The following is a 15421-nucleotide window of genomic DNA, read 5'->3' on the forward strand; positions in this document are numbered from 1 at the left end:
ACGCGAACAAGGGCCGTTGGGACATGGACAATCTTGAGCGGGCGGCAACTCACGATCTCGGCGGCCAGTCGCGCTTCATGTGCCTGCCGGTCGAGAAGGATCCGCGCCCCGTCGAGCTGAACGAATTCGAACGGCGTTGCGACACCTTGCGCCTGGTGCTCGGCGCCAAGGGCATCATGACCGTGGATGAGCTGCGGCGCGGTGTCGAGGCCCTCAGTCCCGCAGAGTATAATTCCCTCTCTTACTATGAAAAATGGCTGAGATCCATTATTCTGATCTTGGGTGAGAAGGGCGTTATCGACCCCAATCTCTTTTCGAGTGTCGAATAGAAGTATCGAAAAGGAACGACTGGGATGCTCGACCTTCCCCTCGACCGTGAGGTCACGGTCATGTCCGACTGGCCCGAGGAGCGCGGACCGTGCCATGTGCGCACGCCCGCCTATCTCCGGGGCAAAAGAGGGCGGATCGTCGCCTTTCTCGGCGAGTATGAGGATCCGGGCGATCTGGCGTTCGGACGGCCGAGCGTGCGCCGCAAGCTCTACCACGTGCGCTTTTCCCTCGGCGAGCTTTGGCCGGAGGAAGCCCACGGCGACGATTCCCTCCTGGTCGAATTGTACGAACACTGGCTCAAGGTCTAGGAACGCCCCATGGCCCAAACCGCCCAGGACCCGCGCAGCATCGCCACGCTGGACCGGCTCATCGCGCATCTCCAGTCTGCCGGCATCGTCACGGAAGCCGAGCTGCGCGAACGGATGGACGCGGCGGCCTCCGCCACCCCGCGCAATGGCGCCTTGCTGGTTGCCCGGGCATGGACCGACCCGCAGTTCAAGGACCTTCTGCTGCGCGACGGGACCGCGGCGGCCGAAAGCTTCGGCTTCTACCCCGTCGGCGGGCCGCCGCTCGGCGTGCTCGAGAATACGCCGAACATCCATCATCTGGTGGTCTGCACCCTGTGCTCTTGCTATCCGCGCTGGCTGCTCGGATACCCCCCGCACTGGTACAAATCCTCCGCCTATCGCGCCCGCGCGGCCCGCAATCCCCGCCAGCTCCTGGAGGAATGGGGAATGACATTCCCGCGCGAGACCGAGATCCAGGTGGTGGACAGCACCGCGGATTATCGCTGGATGGTCCTTCCCATGCAGCCGCCGGAAACCGTGGGCTGGACGAGCGAGCAACTGGTTGAGATCGTGACCGCGGATTCGCTGGTGGGCGCGGATGTGATCCGCCTCGACCCGGCCCGGTCCGGCGTCTGAGCATTAAGCCCCCGCCCGCGCTTCAAGGGGGCTAGAGTTCCCCCGGAGAATCGGCGCGCGCCGCGCCCGAACTGGCCCAGGGGGGCTGCGTCCATGATGACCTTGCCGTTTTTCGGTTTCTTCGTTGCGTTCGCGCTGGTTCTCGCGGGCCAGCGCATTCCCTCCATGCTGGTGTGGGGCCTGTCGCTGCTGGCGATGCTGACCCTGTTCAAGATGCACGCCACCGATCCGCTCAATCTCGTGCTGTGAGGGGGCCGGCGTGACACCTTCCCTCTCCCGCACCCTCAATGCCCTCGGCCTGTTCGCGGTCTCCGTGGTATTGGCGGCGGCATTCTTCGACCAGATCGTGTTCAACGATCTGCCCTGTCCGCTCTGCCTGCTTCAACGCGCCGGCTTCGTGGGCGCCGGGGTCGGCCTTGCCCTGAACGTGAAGTTCGGCCCGCGCCCCAGCCACTATGCCGTCATGATTCTCTCCGCATTCGCCGGCGGCGCCGTGTCGGTGCGACAGACGCTGCTGCACATCGTCCCCGGCGAGGGCACCTATGGCGATGCCTTCTTCGGCATCCATTTCTACGCCTGGGCGGCGGCGCTGTTCGGCGTCATCGCGCTTGGCGGAGCGATCCTGCTGCTGTTCGACCGGCAGTTCGCGCCAGAGGCGGTGCCCGGCCGCCCTACCCGCTTCGCCCTCATCGCCGTCGCGCTGGCTACGGCGATTGCCCTCGCGAACGGCCTTTCCACCGTGCTGGAATGCGGCGGCGGCATGTGCGCCGACAATCCGACCTCCTACCAATTGCTCGACCAACTGCGCGGAAAATAAGCGGCAACTTGGCCGTACCGGCGGACTCATCAACGCTTATGATGGGTGGCGCATCAAAATTCTCTTTTCCTGGCGTGTGAAATGCCTGAAAAGGCGGCACGCCAGGAAGCCCCATGTTGCCTTCGTCCCCCCGTTCGCCCCTCGGCCGGCTCGGCCACCGCATCAACAATGCGCCCTATCTGCTGCTCTCCATCACCGCTCTTCTGTGGGCGTGCAACATGGTGCTGGGCCGCTTTGTGGCGGGGCACATCCCGCCGATCACGCTCGCCTGCCTGCGCTGGGCGGGAGCGACGCTGATTCTGCTGCCCTTTTCCTATCGCCAGGTAATCGCCGACTGGCCGATCGTGCGCCGCAATTGGCTGTTTCTGACGGTCCTCTCGGCCTGTGGCATCGCCTGCTACAACGCCATGAGCTATTACGGGCTGCAATATACCCAGGCGCTGAACGGCCTGCTGGTGCAATCCTCCTCCCCCCTGCTGATCGCGCTCTGGAGCTTGCTCCTGTTCCGCGACCGGCTCTCGAAGGGCCAGATCGCCGGGATCATCATCTCGCTGCTGGGGGTGGTGGTGATCGTGAGCCGGGGCGACATCGACGTCCTGCTGCACCTCAAGCCCAATGTGGGCGACATCTGGATCATCACGGCGCTCGTGATCTATGCCTTCTATGCCGCGAACCTGCGGGTGCGCCCGCCCATGCGCTCGCTGTCCTTCCTGACCGTGATCATGGGCATCGGCGCCGTGTTGCTCATCCCGTTCGCGCTCTTTGAGATCAGCCAGGGCCACGTCATGCATTTCAACCGCATGACGCTATCGGTGCTGGGCTTCGTGATGACGGCGCCGTCGCTGATCGCCTATATGGCCTTCAATCGCGGCGTGGAACTGGTGGGCGCCAATCGCGCGGCGCCGTTCTTTCATCTCATGCCGGTGTTCGGCTCCGCGCTCGCCATCCTGGTGCTGGGTGAGCAATTGGAATGGTTTCATGGCGTCGGCTATGCGCTGGTGATTGCCGGCATCATCACCGCAACCCGCGCCCGCGCGCCCGCCCCGGTCTGACGCACCGGCCTTACGGCAGCAAAAAGCCGCCGGAAACGATCCGGCGGCTATCTTGGTCTTCTCTATCCGCGAACAGGGACAGCCTTCAGAAGGCGAGGCCCTTGGCGTGCTTCACATGGGGCAAGGCTTCCACCTTGGCGATCACGTCGGCGGGCAGCGCGCCGTCTACTTCCACGAGCGCGATGGCGTCCCCGCCCTGGCGGTCGCGGCCGAGGGCGAAGGTGGCGATGTTCACGCCCGCATCGCCCAGCAGGCTGGCGAAACGGCCGATGAAGCCGGGCTTGTCCTCGTTGGTGACATAGAGCATGGACGGCGCGAACTCAGCGTCGACCTTGATGCCCTTGATGTTGACGATGCGCGGGTGGCCATCGGCGAACACCGTGCCGCACACCGAGCGCTCGAACGTATCGGTGATGACGGTCAGGGTGATCAGGCTGTCATAATCGCTCTCGGCGGCGCGGGTGGTCTCCTCGATCACGATGCCGCGCTCCTTGGCGACGCTCGGGGCGGAAACCACATTGATGTCGGCCAGCACCGGGCGCAGCAGGCCGGCAACCGCCGCGCTGGTCAGCGCCTTTACCTTCAGCTCGGCGACCGCGCCCTCATAGGTAATGCGCACGGTCTTGATGTCGGTGTCGGTGAGCTGCCCCGCGAACGAGCCCAGCTTTTCCGCCAGCTCGATGAAGGGCTTCAGCTTGGGGGCTTCCTCGGCGGTGATGGAGGGGAAGTTCACCGCGTTCGAAATGGCGCCCGACAGCAGATAATCGCTCATCTGCTCGGCCACCTGAAGCGCGACATTCTCCTGCGCCTCGGTGGTGGCGGCGCCGAGGTGCGGGGTGCAGATCACATTGGGATGGCCGAACAGCGGGTTGGTTTCGGCCGGCTCGACCGTGAACACGTCGAAGGCCGCGCCGGCCACATGCTTGCTGTCGAGGGCGGCGCGCAAGGCCACCTCGTCCACCAGGCCGCCGCGCGCGCAATTGATGATGCGCACGCCCTTCTTGGTCTTGGCGAGGTTTTCCGCCGAGAGGATGTTCTTGGTCTTCTCGGTCAGCGGCGTGTGGAGCGTGATGACGTCCGCGCGGGCGAGCAGGTCGTCCAGCTCCACCTTCTCGACGCCGAGGTCCTTGGCGCGCTCGGCGGAGAGGAAGGGATCGAACGCGATGACCTTCATCTTCAGGCCGACGCCGCGCTCGGCGACGATCGAGCCGATATTGCCGCAGCCGATGATGCCCAGCGTCTTGGCGGTCAGCTCGACGCCCATGAAGCGGTTCTTCTCCCATTTGCCGGCCTGGGTGGAGGCATCGGCGGCAGGGATCTCGCGGGCGAGCGCGAACATCATGGCGATGGCATGCTCGGCGGTGGTGATGGAATTGCCGAACGGCGTATTCATCACGATCACGCCCTTGGCGGTCGCGGCCGGGATGTCGACATTGTCGACGCCGATGCCGGCGCGGCCGATCACCTTGAGGCGGGTCGCCTTTTCCAGGATCTTCGGCGTCACCTTGGTGGCGGATCGAATGGCAAGGCCGTCATAATTGCCGATGACCTCAGCCAGCTTGTCCTTGTCCTTGCCGAGATCGGGCTGGAAATCAACGTCGATGCCGCGATCCTTGAAGATCTGCACGGCGGCGTCGGACAGCTTGTCCGATATGAGAACGCGAGGCGCCATGGTGTGGGCTCCGGATGAATGGGGGTGCAAGCTCGGGCCGTTCCGCGGCACGCTTGGGCGCAGTCCGGCCGTTGAAGCCCTCTCCCGCTTGCGGGGGAGGGATGGAAGGGGGAATGCCGTAGAGCGGGCTTGCGCTGATCGCGCCGGAGAGCGGGGTATTCCCCCTCCCCGGCCCTCCCCCGCAAGCGGGAGAGGGGGATTGTCAGCGGTCGCGCGTCGGGCTCACGCCGCCTTGGCGAGCGAGCCCTTGGCGACGTTGAACGCCCAGTCCAGCCAATGGGTCAGAGCTTCCACGTCGGAGGCCTGCACCGTGGCGCCGCACCAGATGCGCAGGCCCGGAGGGGCATCGCGATAGGCGCCGATGTCATAGGCGATGCCGCCCTTTTCCAGGCCGGCGGACAGGGCCTTGGCGAAGGCTGCCTGTGCATCGGCGGGAAGGGACGTCACGTCCGGGTCCACCACCTTCAGGCACACGCTGGTGTTGGAGCGGGTCACGGGGTCCTTGGCCAGGAAGTCCACCCAATCGGTGCGGTGCACCCATTGCGCGATGGCTTCGAAATTGCGGTTGGAGCGTTCCTTCAGGCCCGGCAGGCCGCCCACCATCTTCGCCCATTCCAGGGCGTCGATATAATCTTCCACGCACAGCATGGAGGGGGTGTTGATGGTCTCGCCCTCGAAGATGCCTTCGATCAGCTTTCCGCCCTTGGTCATGCGGAAGATCTTGGGCAGCGGCCAGGCGGGCTTGTAGGTTTCGAGCCGCTCCACCGCGCGGGGCGAGAGGATGAGCATGCCGTGCGCGGCTTCCCCGCCCAGCACCTTCTGCCAGGAGAAGGTCACCACATCGAGCTTGGCGAAATCCAGCGATTGGGCGAACGCCGCGGAGGTGGCGTCGCAGATGGTCAGGCCCTCGCGGTCGGCCGGAATCCAGTCCGCATCCGGCACCATGACGCCGGAGGTGGTGCCGTTCCAGGTGAAGACCACGTCGTGGGTGAAGTCCACCGCCTTGAGATCCGGCAGCTCGCCATAGGGGGCGGTCATGATGCGCGCGTCGGCGAGCTTGAGCTGCTTGACGACGTCCGTCACCCAGCCTTCGCCGAAGCTTTCCCAAGCGAGCATGTCCACCGGGCGGGCGCCCAGCATGGACCACAGCACCATTTCGACCGCGCCGGTGTCGGAGGCGGGCACGATGCCGATGCGATAATCGGCCGGCACCTCGAGCACGTCGCGGGTGAGATCGATCGCCTGCTTGAGCTTGGTCTTGCCGATCTTGGCGCGGTGCGAGCGGCCGAGCGGCGCGTCGCGCAGCGCATCCAGCGTCCAGCCGGGACGCTTGGCACAAGGACCGGACGAAAAATTAGGGTTCTCCGGGCGGGTCGCCGGAGCGTCAGTGGTCGTCATGATGGCCATCCTTTCAGATGGGCGCCTCCCGTTGGGGGGAGGTGTCCCGCCGCGGGCAATAGGCCTTTCCGTGGCGCAAGGCAAGAGAAAGCATGCTCACGAAAACTTGGGGCTTACGACAGGAGTGCTTCCCTGATCGTGCGGCGGCCCGCGAATACATGCGGCGCACTTTCATCCGGTGTCCATCCCGCGAAAAGACCCGCGCCCCGTTGGGGGCGAGGGTCTCGCGCGTGGGCGTGTGTGCCCGGTGTCAGTGCTTCAGGTCTTCGGGAACCTTGCCGCCGTTTTCAGCCAGCTTGGCCATCACCTGCTTGTGCAGCCAGATGTTCATGGTGGCGGAATCGCCCATGTCGCCGGAATAATTCAGCTCGTGCGCGAGTTCCTTGCGCGCGGCGAGCGAGGAATCGAGATCCAGCAGCTTCATCAGGTCGACGATGGAGTGGCGCCAGTCCAGCTTCTCGCTGTTCTTGGCGGCAAGGCCGGAGAGGACGGCTTCCACATCCACCGCGGGCGTCGCCGGGGCGGCGGGAGAAGCACCGGGAACGGGGGGCGTCGCGCCGCCCGAGGTGCCGCCGGGCGAAGGCGCGTCTGGGGCGGGAGTGCCCGCCTGTGCCGAATGGCCGAAAATGGCGGAAACGATCTTTCCGAAAATGCTCATCTGCTTCTCCTGCGTGTTCCGCCTGGAGAACGCCCCCGCTGCGGAATGGTTCGAATATGCCGCCGCCGGCGCGCAATCATTCGCCGGCGGCAAAGCCAGCCTATGCGCGCATGGAGCAAGGCGGATGACAAACATGCCGTGACAGGCGCGGAATTTACCGGCCGCATCGGTCCGCGCGGCGCGACGATCCCCGCCGCCGGCTCACTCGCTGGCCCGTGTCGCCGCCTTTGCACCGCCGCCGCCGACGTCGATCAGCGCCGGCAGCCCCAGCAGATCGGCGAACTTCTCGCGCGTCGCCAGCGGAATGTTACGACGGAAATGATCGCGGTCGAAATACAGGAACTGCCCGTCGAAACGGGCCATGCACCCCAGCTGGTCGCACATCTTGTCCGCCGGCACCGCCACCACCACGTCCTCCCGCACCCCGCGCAGCGAGCGGAACATGGCATCGACGTCGCGCTGGTCCTGCCCGAACTCGGCCGGGGTGAGGCGGCTCACCTCGCGCCGGCAGGGGGCGCGCAGCAGCGAGCCGTCATGGGCGGCGACACAGGGCAGCGGATCGCTCGCCCAATGGGGAATGTCGGCGAACAGGACGATCCTGCGGCCCGGCGCCGCGAGGCGCGGGACTAGATCGAGGAACGCCTCCCGCATCACCCGCAGCCCCGCCTCGTGACTGGTCGCGTCCCCTTCCCGGCGATAGACCGAATCCGGCATGAAGCCCCAGTTGGAGGCCAGCATCACCAGGTTGATCTGCGGGTTGGCCTTCAGCAGCGCGAGGGTGGCGCGATAGGTGCGCTCGCATTCCGGCGGCAGGCCCACGGGTTTGCGGCGCAATCCCTCCTCGGAGAAGATGGCCGGACAGATGCGCAGCAGCGCCACCGCCGTGCCGGTCTTGCGCCCGGCGACGTCCAGCAGATGCATCAGGTGCTCGGCATGGCTGTCGCCCCAGATCACGCCGCGCGTCTTGGCGCTCGCCCAATCAGCACCGGCCACGCACACACTCGGCCCGCCATCCAGCGAGACCTGCTGCGGGCAGGGCCAGGCCCACATGCGCGCGAGCGAGCCCAATTCCTCCAATTGCGGCGAGACCCGGCCGGAAATGCCGTCGGCGCGATCAATGCCGAAGCTGAGCGCGGCCACCAGCAGGCACGCCCCGCTTCCCGCCAGCACCACTTTGCGCGGCGAAAAGCGACGCACGCGGAACGGCTGCTCGACGAACCGCCAGGAGAGCCACGCCAGCAGCACGGAGGCCGCGAGCGCAGCCAGGGCCTCGCGCGTGCCGAGCGGATCGCCGTTCTGGTACTGGCGCGCGAACACGAGCACCGGCCAGTGCCAGAGATAGAGCGAATAGGAGATGCGGCCGATGAAGGGCAGCGGCGGCAGGGCGAGCAGCCGCGCGCCGAGGGTGGGCGCGCGGGTCGGCATCAGCAGCAGCGCCGCGCCGAGCACGGGTGCCAGGGCATTCAGCCCCGGAAAGGGGCTCGCGGAGGTCAGCACCAGAGCGGGGGCGATGACGAGGCCCAACCCGGCCAGCTTCAGTCCCTGAGCGATGAGGCCCGGCAACCGCGCGAGCCGATCGCGCGCCAGCACCAGGGCACCGCCCAGCGCCAATTCCCAGGCGCGGCCAAAGGGCAGATAGAAGGCGCTTTTCGCCCCTTCCGCCACCTTCTGCACCGCCAGCGCGAAGCTGAGGCCCACCACCAGCGCCACGACCAGCCCCAGCAGGCGCGGCCAGCGCCGCGCCCCGCGATACGCGCCATAGAGCACCAGCGGCCAGGCAAGATAGAATTGCTCCTCCACCGCCAGCGACCAGGTGTGCAGCAGCGGCATCGCCTCGGCCGCGCCGTCGAAATAGCCGGTATTGCGGAAGAAGAAGAAATTGGAGAGGCCGAGCGCCGCGAAGGCCGCGCTGCGCCCGAGCACCGCATAGGCCCCCGGCGCCAGGATCAGGAAGCCCGCGCCCAGCGTCGCGGCGATCACCACCAGCAGGGCTGGCAGAATGCGCCGCACCCGTCGATCATAGAAATCCAGCAGGGAAAACGACCCGACGCGCATCGCCTGGAGCAGATTGTCCGTGATCAGGTAGCCGGAAATGACGAAAAACACGTCAACGCCAATAAATCCGCCCGGAAGAAACGAAAATCCAGCGTGAAACACAAGGACAAGGGAAACCGCAATCGCCCTTATGCCGTCAATATCGGCCCTATACTGATTCATGAAGGGGCAACCCACGGAACGCCGAGGGGTTCTTTTATCCCCCGCGCGCTCCCCGCACAATAGCCCGAAGCACCCCCGCGCCGCCGGCGCGCGGCCCTCACCAGCGCAGCATGCGCGGCCCCATGAGCCAGCCGAAGGCGGTGACGGCGGCGATGCCGGCCACGTACCACACGCCCACATAGACCGGCGTGTCGTTGAGGCAATAGGCGGCATAGGCCAGCGCCCCGAGCCCGCCGGCGCACAGGCCAGTCAGCGCGCCGCAATAGCGCAGATGCGTGGGCGCGCCCTCGCGTACCACCAGCGTCAGCGCGACCAGCGGCAGGGCGGAAAGCAGCGGAATGGAGACCACGCACACGGGCCATTCGTAGAACAGCACGGTGGCGCGCCAGGCGGCGAGCGGAAGCGTCGCCAGCTCCAGCGCACCGAGGATCCACAGCAGCACCAGCGGCACGCAGAGGAGGCGCAGCGGCGCCGGGTCCGCCGAGCCGGCCCGTGCCGCCTTGCGCAAGCCCCAGAGCGCAATCGCGACCAAGGTCACGAGAAAGCCGATCTTCACGGCGAAGCCCGCGGAGAGCATGGCCTCCATCAGGTCCGCGCGCAGGCCCAGGGCGACGATCACGGCGGCGATGGCGGCGGTAAGCGACATCAAAAGCGCGGCCAGCCCTTGCCGGTCCTGCTGATGGGGATCGACCGGCTCGACCCGGGTGGCGAGAAAGTCGATCAAATCGTCGGTGTTCATGGGCGTGCCTCCGAAAGGATGGCGGCGAGCTTTTTCATGCCGCGATGAATGCTGACCTTGATGGCGGCATCGGACATTCCCGTTCGGGCTGCCGCCTCGGCGATGCTCAGGCCCTCGAGCTTCACGTATTCGATGGGCAGCCGGAAGTTGTTCGGCAAGCTCGCCAACGCCTTTCGCAACTCGCGCGCCGTATCGATCCCCTCATATCCATCCTGCGCCGCCACATGCTCCGCATCCTCGATTGGCAGATGCGAGAACGAGCGATGCCGCGCCCGCAGGAAATCAATCAGCTTGTAGCGCGCGATCCCATAGATCCACGCCAGCACCGGGGAGCCGGGCAGATAGGATTGCCGGCGCGTGTGGATCACCAGGAGCGTGTCCTGGAGCAGATCCTCGGCCGCATCCAGCCCGTGGCCATAGCGCGAAAGCTGCCGACGAAAATAGGCGCGCAAATGCGTCGAGGCCCCGCGCAGCAGGTCGCGATGCGCCTGCGCGTCGCCTCCCTGGCTGGCGATCATCAAGTGATCAAGGTCCGCATCGGCGTTCAGCATGATGTCCTCATTCACGAGGACTTCGCAGCGACACCGCGCTTCGTTACCGGCATGAGCATCACGAACCCGCGATACCGCCGCTGGCTGCCCCTCCCGTGGCGTTAAAAGGCCCGCGAGCGCACGTGATCCGTGAAAATCTCGCAAAAGGTTACAGCCGTAGATCTCACATGAGATTGAATTCGATTTATTCGATACCTGTAACCATCAGAGCATGGCCGCCGGAATAGAGAGTGTAACCCACAAACACTTGGAGATACTTCGATGAACAAGCTCTCTTTCCCCCTGCTCGCCCTCGGTGCCGCCGTCCTGTTCGCGGGTGCCGCACGCGCCGACGAATATGAAGCCGCCCTGAACCGGGAGAATTATTCGGTGGCCGCACAGTCCGCCGCGAGCGTCTCGGAAATGCGTGGCGCCGATACCGCCCTCGCCTATGGCGCGGTCGCCGCGCCGCACATCGCGACCTATGTCTTCGCCCAGCCCGAGACCCGCGCGCTGTCGCAGAAGGATGCGCTGTTCCTCGCGCAGGGCGATCGCGGCATCGGCAACAACTGATCCGACCCCATCCGCATCCCGGCGGGGGCTTCCTCCCCCGTCCGAAACGCCGAAGCGCACGCCCGCGATGCCAATCGCGGGCGCATTCGTTTCAGTCTCCGCTTTGCGGTGAAACACGGGTTTGCCGGCATGGTCCGCGCGGCGCGCGGACGGGGGATGCAACCGCTCCGGCCGACCCGGTTGCAAAACATCGAGACACAACTAAAAATGGTTGCGCTCATCAGTATTTGCCTCCTAGAGTTGCAACCATCGCAACGAGAACATTTCGCCGGAGGCGCCAATGAGCGATTATTATCTGGGTGAAATCCGCATTTTCCCCTACGGACGAGTTCCCGCCGGATGGGCCAAGTGCGACGGCACGCTGATGCAGGTTCAGCAATATCAGGCCCTGTTCACGCTGCTGGGCAACCGGTTCGGAGGCGACGGCCGCACCACCTTCGCCCTGCCAGACCTGCGCGGGCGGGTGCCGGTCAATTTCAACGTCCAGGCCCAGGCGGACCGCATCACCATCCAGCTCAACAAGCCCTTGGGAACGGAAACCGTCACGCTGACCCAGGCCGAGCTGCCGACCCATACCCATCTTTATTGCGTCTCGACCCAGCAGGGCAATGTGAACGCACCGAACGACGCCGTGTTCGCCGAGGTCACCCAGGTCGACGCGTCCAAGCCGCAGGCCAATTATTACGGCGCCGCGAGCCAGATGACCGCCGTGAAGGCTGATGCGATCCGCACGGAAGGCACCGGCGGCCCTCATTCCAACATCCAGCCCTCGATCGCGCTCAACCTGTGCATCGCGCTCGTAGGCAATTATCCCCCGCGCCCTTGATCCGCCGAGACCTGTTCTTCAAGGAAAGGATAAAAGCATGGCTGATTATTATATCGGCGAGATCCGCATGTTCGCCGGCCTCAGGGTGCCCAGCGGCTGGGTTCGCTGCGATGGGGCGACGATTCCGGTCGCCGGAAACGAAGCGCTCTTCGCCCTCATCGGCACCACATATGGTGGCGACGGCAGAACCAATTTCGCGCTGCCGAACCTCAGCGGCCGCGTCCCGCTCGGCGCGGGCCAGGGGCCGAACCTTTCGCCTCATCCCCTCGGGCAGGCCATCGGCACCGAAGGGGTGGCCCTTACCACGGCCATGATGCCGACCCACACCCATACGCTGCAAGCCAGCACCGGCCCGGGAACAAGCCGCACGCCGGGCCCCACGCTGGCCTTTGCCACCATCCCCTCCCCCTTCGTCGCCTATACCAATCCCCCGGCGGGGGCGACGACCACCGACGACGACTTCGCCACCGTCGCGATCTCCGTCTCCGGCAGCAGCGCATCGCATTCCAATCTCATGCCGGTCATCGGCGTCGATTACATCATCGCTCTGCGCGGGGTCTTTCCGTCTGACTAAAAGTACAGAGCAATTCGTCGAAAATTCAATATCGGGAGCGGCGACATGGACGGATATATTGGTGAGGTTCGAATTTTCTCAACGGACTACCCACCGCGCGGTTGGATGCCCTGCACCGGGCAGATCTTGCAAGTGGGTCAATACCAGGCGCTCTTCAGTGTCCTCGGCAACACTTATGGCGGCGATGGCCGGACAACCTTCGGCATTCCGGATCTGCGGGGCCGCGCCGCCGTGTGCACCGGCGCATCCACCGGCGCCACGCTGACCTTCCAGCGCGGCACCACCGCCGGCCTGCCCGCGGTCGCGCTCAACGAGGCGCAGATGCCCGCCCACACTCACCTGACGCATCGGGTGAACGTGTCCGGCAGCATCACCAACAAGACCGCGGGGCCGAGCAGCACCAGCTATCCCGCCGCCGTCACGCTTCCGACGCCGACGGGCAGTGCCAATTGGCCCGCGCTCCAGACGCCCGCCAATCCGAACACCACGCTGAACTTCAGCACCATTCTCCCGGCCGGCGGCGGCGCCGCCCATCAGAATGTGCAGCCGGTGCTCTCCTTCATCTTCTGCATCTGTATCGACGGCGAATATCCGGTGCCGGACTAAGCCGGCCCGGGCGCCGTGACCGCAGTCTCATTCGCCCTGCCGGCCGGCGTGCAGCTGCGCGCCGCGCGTGCGGAGGACCGGGTCTTCCTGGAAGACCTGTTCATCGCCGTGCGGCGCGACACGCTGGCCGCGGCGGGATGGCCCGAGGCACAATTGCGCGCCTTCCTGGCCGATCAGTACCGGCTTCAGCAGCACCACTACGCGACCCATTATCCGGGCGCTGCGCAGATGATCATCGCGCGGGACGAGCGCGCCATCGGCCTGCTGCACCTGCACGCAACCGCCCGCGACCTGCGCGTGGTGGACATCGCGCTCCATGAGGAAAGCCGCAATGCCGGGCTGGGTGCGGCGTTGCTGCGCGCCGTGTGCGCGCAAGCGGCCGGCGAGGGCCGCACGGTGAGCCTGCATGTGGCGATCGGAAACCCGGCCTGCCGGCTTTATCAGCGCCTCGGATTTCAGGCGACCGATCCGGGCGACGGGGTCTATCAGAAGATGGTCTGGCAGGCGGAGCCGTGAACACCGCCGCGGCGCGATGTGGGTCCGGACGTGCGCCATTGGCCAATGGAAAGAATAGCCCCGATCCGGCCGTCTGCTGCTCGCGCAGCAGAAACAAATGACCGATGACACGTCTTCAACGGACACTGCGATCACATCCGCGGCGCCATTGACCGGCCCTGAGCCAAGCCTTGCGCTCAAAGGGCGCGGGACACAGAAAACAGGCCTTGTTTCTTCATGCCCCCGGCGGAAGCGCCAGATCTCAACGCCATTTGACAATGCTCCGGCGGCAAAATGGCTCGACCCAAAATTGCACGTGGGGCATCATCCGCTCCGCGATTGCGTCGGTGGGGCGGCCCTGGGGACAAGCTTGAATGGAACGAGAGGGATCGAGCGCAGGCGGATTCATATTCGGCGATGTCGTAATGGATGAAACCTGCCTGTTCGCCCATCGTAGAGGCGAGCAGATTCGCTTCACCCGGAGCGAGCGCGCGCTTCTGCTTGTGTTATCGCGAAACCCGCACCGGTTGATGCCGCGCAGCCAGCTGCTCGATGCGATCGCGCCGACCCAGGCCGATGCATCCGACCGCAACGTCGATTTTCTCATCAACCGCCTGCGCGCAAAGCTGGGGGATAGCGCACGGTCCCCTCGATATATCGCCACGCAATATGGCGAGGGCTATGTGTGGATCGCAACGAAGCTGCCGGCTGTCTCCGCCCGGCCCGATCCAGCGCCGGCCAACGTCCTTCTGGCCATCGCCCCTCTGGTCCCACTTCATGACAAACGCCTGGCGGAACGGGCGGGGGCCATTACCGGACAGATGCGCGACATGATCGCGGACAGAGTCAGCGAAGGCCAGGCCGTCGTCGTCGTGGGGCGCGACGAGAGCGCGCCACCCCAGGGCGCGCGCTATCTCCTGAAGGTGAGCTTCCAGGACAGCGGCGCCCGTCTGGATTGCACCGCGATCCTGCGGGAAGTCCCGTCGGGACGCATCATCAGGGCCTTTCGGCTGGAGTTCGGCGGCGCCAGCCTCGCCATGCTCACGCCGGAGGTGGAGCGCGCCGCGGGCAGCATCATCGAGGCGTTGCACCGGACCCTGACGGACGCCTCGGAAGGGCTCGGCACGCCCGCCGATCAGCCGCTGGACATCCGCCTGCGCAAGGCAACCACCCTCTTGTCGGCCTCCAACCCGAAATGGCTGGAGAAGGGGCTGCAGCTGCGCGAGGCGCGGGCGCGCAATCCGGGCAACGCGGACATCGCCCTGCAATGGTGCCTGCATCTGTTCTCGCGCCTGGTCCTCGCCGATCCCTTCACCGGCATCAGTCGCCGAGAGCGCGAGGAGATCGAGAGCGAGATCGAGGCGACCGTGCTGGACTGCCTGCCGCTCATCGAGACCAACCCCTTGCTGATGCTGGCCGCCGGCAAGCTGCTCTATTTCGTCGATCGCGGCCATCTTGAGCTGGCCGAGGATCTGACGGAGCGTGCCTTCGCCCGCACGGCGGATTTTGCCGCCGCCCTGCCAGTGCTCGGGCAGCTGCGACAGGCGCGCAGCGATTTTACCGCCGCGCTGGCATTCTTCGACCGCGGCATCGAGATGGCGGATCCCGATTCCGAGTTCCGGCAGCACATGCGGGTCCTCAAGTGCATCGCCTTGCTGGCGGCGGGCGACCGCGAGGCGCTCAAGACCGCGGCGGCGTTTTCCTACGAAAGCCCGGATTGCCCGCCCCCTCTCAGCGTGATGATCGCGGTGCTGTTCACACCCCCCGATCAGCCGCTGCCGCAGGCAGTCACCGACGTCCTGCGCTCGGTCGGTCCCGAAGGGGCGCGCAACGCGCTCGCCTTCACCTATATGACATCGGTGCGTCACCTCACCTCGCTGCAGGCCCGCGCCAACCTCATGCAGGGGGTCGTCGCCCATCTCACCGAATTGCACGGCACGGGCGTCATTCCGCCATTCGTCCTCATGGGCACGGGCCTGATCGCCGCAAGCTGAGCGCGCGGTATCGGCAC

General features: G+C 65.9%; 18 protein-coding genes. 12 read left to right on the top strand and 6 right to left on the bottom strand.

The genetic code is table 11. From position 1 onward, the window contains the following. Positions 1-23: 23 nt before the first annotated feature. The 6 genes from V5F78_RS13680 to V5F78_RS13705 all read left to right on the top strand — a co-directional run bounded on the left by V5F78_RS13680 (position 24) and on the right by V5F78_RS13705 (position 3122). Positions 24-329, top strand: coding sequence for a hypothetical protein (locus tag V5F78_RS13680; RefSeq protein WP_394071112.1), 306 nt, complete (start codon positions 24-26; stop codon positions 327-329). Between the two features lie 24 nt (positions 330-353). Continuing rightward, a complete protein-coding gene (locus tag V5F78_RS13685; RefSeq protein ID WP_394071113.1) occupies positions 354-638 on the top strand; it encodes an SH3-like domain-containing protein in 285 nt (94 codons plus the stop codon). Positions 639-647: 9 nt separating this feature from the next. After that, complete coding sequence (locus tag V5F78_RS13690; protein WP_394071114.1) at positions 648-1253, top strand: nitrile hydratase subunit alpha; 606 nt, start codon at positions 648-650, stop codon at positions 1251-1253. Positions 1254-1346: 93 nt separating this feature from the next. Then, positions 1347-1502, top strand: a complete 156-nt coding sequence (locus V5F78_RS13695) for a DUF5993 family protein (protein ID WP_394071115.1) — start codon at positions 1347-1349, stop codon at positions 1500-1502. A gap of 10 nt (positions 1503-1512) precedes the next feature. Continuing rightward, positions 1513-2070: a disulfide bond formation protein B gene (locus V5F78_RS13700; protein ID WP_394071116.1), complete on the top strand. Its 558-nt coding sequence runs from the start codon at positions 1513-1515 to the stop codon at positions 2068-2070. A gap of 113 nt (positions 2071-2183) precedes the next feature. After that, positions 2184-3122: a DMT family transporter gene (locus V5F78_RS13705; RefSeq protein WP_394071117.1), complete on the top strand. Its 939-nt coding sequence runs from the start codon at positions 2184-2186 to the stop codon at positions 3120-3122. Between the two features lie 85 nt (positions 3123-3207). Here V5F78_RS13705 and serA read toward each other — a convergent pair whose 3' ends face one another. From serA to V5F78_RS13735, 6 genes are all read right to left on the bottom strand, one after another. Continuing rightward, positions 3208-4794 (bottom strand): phosphoglycerate dehydrogenase, encoded by a 1587-nt coding sequence (serA, locus tag V5F78_RS13710; RefSeq protein ID WP_394071118.1) that lies wholly within the window; start codon positions 4792-4794, stop codon positions 3208-3210. A 222-nt stretch (positions 4795-5016) separates the two neighbouring features. Next, positions 5017-6192, bottom strand: a complete 1176-nt coding sequence (locus tag V5F78_RS13715; protein ID WP_394071119.1) for a phosphoserine transaminase — start codon at positions 6190-6192, stop codon at positions 5017-5019. A gap of 250 nt (positions 6193-6442) precedes the next feature. Then, positions 6443-6850 (bottom strand): DUF3597 domain-containing protein, encoded by a 408-nt coding sequence (locus V5F78_RS13720; RefSeq protein ID WP_394071120.1) that lies wholly within the window; start codon positions 6848-6850, stop codon positions 6443-6445. A 201-nt stretch (positions 6851-7051) separates the two neighbouring features. Continuing rightward, entirely contained in the window at positions 7052-9280 is a 2229-nt protein-coding gene (locus V5F78_RS13725; protein WP_394071121.1) for an acyltransferase family protein, read from the bottom strand. Beyond that, complete coding sequence (locus V5F78_RS13730; RefSeq protein ID WP_394071122.1) at positions 9165-9806, bottom strand: NrsF family protein; 642 nt, start codon at positions 9804-9806, stop codon at positions 9165-9167. Before V5F78_RS13730 ends, V5F78_RS13725 begins: the two co-directional genes overlap by 116 nt. Continuing rightward, complete coding sequence (locus V5F78_RS13735; protein WP_394071123.1) at positions 9803-10357, bottom strand: sigma-70 family RNA polymerase sigma factor; 555 nt, start codon at positions 10355-10357, stop codon at positions 9803-9805. The genes V5F78_RS13730 and V5F78_RS13735 overlap by 4 nt, the downstream gene beginning before the upstream one ends. A gap of 261 nt (positions 10358-10618) precedes the next feature. Between V5F78_RS13735 and V5F78_RS13740 the strand changes: the two genes are divergently transcribed. From V5F78_RS13740 to V5F78_RS13765, 6 genes are all read left to right on the top strand, one after another. Next, the gene (locus tag V5F78_RS13740) at positions 10619-10909 is read left to right on the top strand and encodes a hypothetical protein (protein ID WP_394071124.1); all 291 of its coding nucleotides are present in this window, start codon (positions 10619-10621) and stop codon (positions 10907-10909) included. 280 nt (positions 10910-11189) lie between these two features. Next, complete coding sequence (locus V5F78_RS13745; protein WP_394071125.1) at positions 11190-11735, top strand: phage tail protein; 546 nt, start codon at positions 11190-11192, stop codon at positions 11733-11735. A 37-nt stretch (positions 11736-11772) separates the two neighbouring features. After that, positions 11773-12309, top strand: a complete 537-nt coding sequence (locus V5F78_RS13750; protein WP_394071126.1) for a phage tail protein — start codon at positions 11773-11775, stop codon at positions 12307-12309. Between the two features lie 45 nt (positions 12310-12354). Next, entirely contained in the window at positions 12355-12915 is a 561-nt protein-coding gene (locus V5F78_RS13755) for a phage tail protein (RefSeq protein ID WP_394071127.1), read from the top strand. Between the two features lie 15 nt (positions 12916-12930). Then, positions 12931-13431, top strand: coding sequence for a GNAT family N-acetyltransferase (locus V5F78_RS13760; protein WP_394071128.1), 501 nt, complete (start codon positions 12931-12933; stop codon positions 13429-13431). A 404-nt stretch (positions 13432-13835) separates the two neighbouring features. Continuing rightward, complete coding sequence (locus V5F78_RS13765) at positions 13836-15404, top strand: winged helix-turn-helix domain-containing protein (RefSeq protein ID WP_394071129.1); 1569 nt, start codon at positions 13836-13838, stop codon at positions 15402-15404. Positions 15405-15421 lie beyond the last annotated feature (17 nt).

The sequence above is a fragment of the Roseixanthobacter glucoisosaccharinicivorans genome (genome assembly GCF_043195095.2).
GTDB lineage: Bacteria > Pseudomonadota > Alphaproteobacteria > Rhizobiales > Xanthobacteraceae > NCEH01.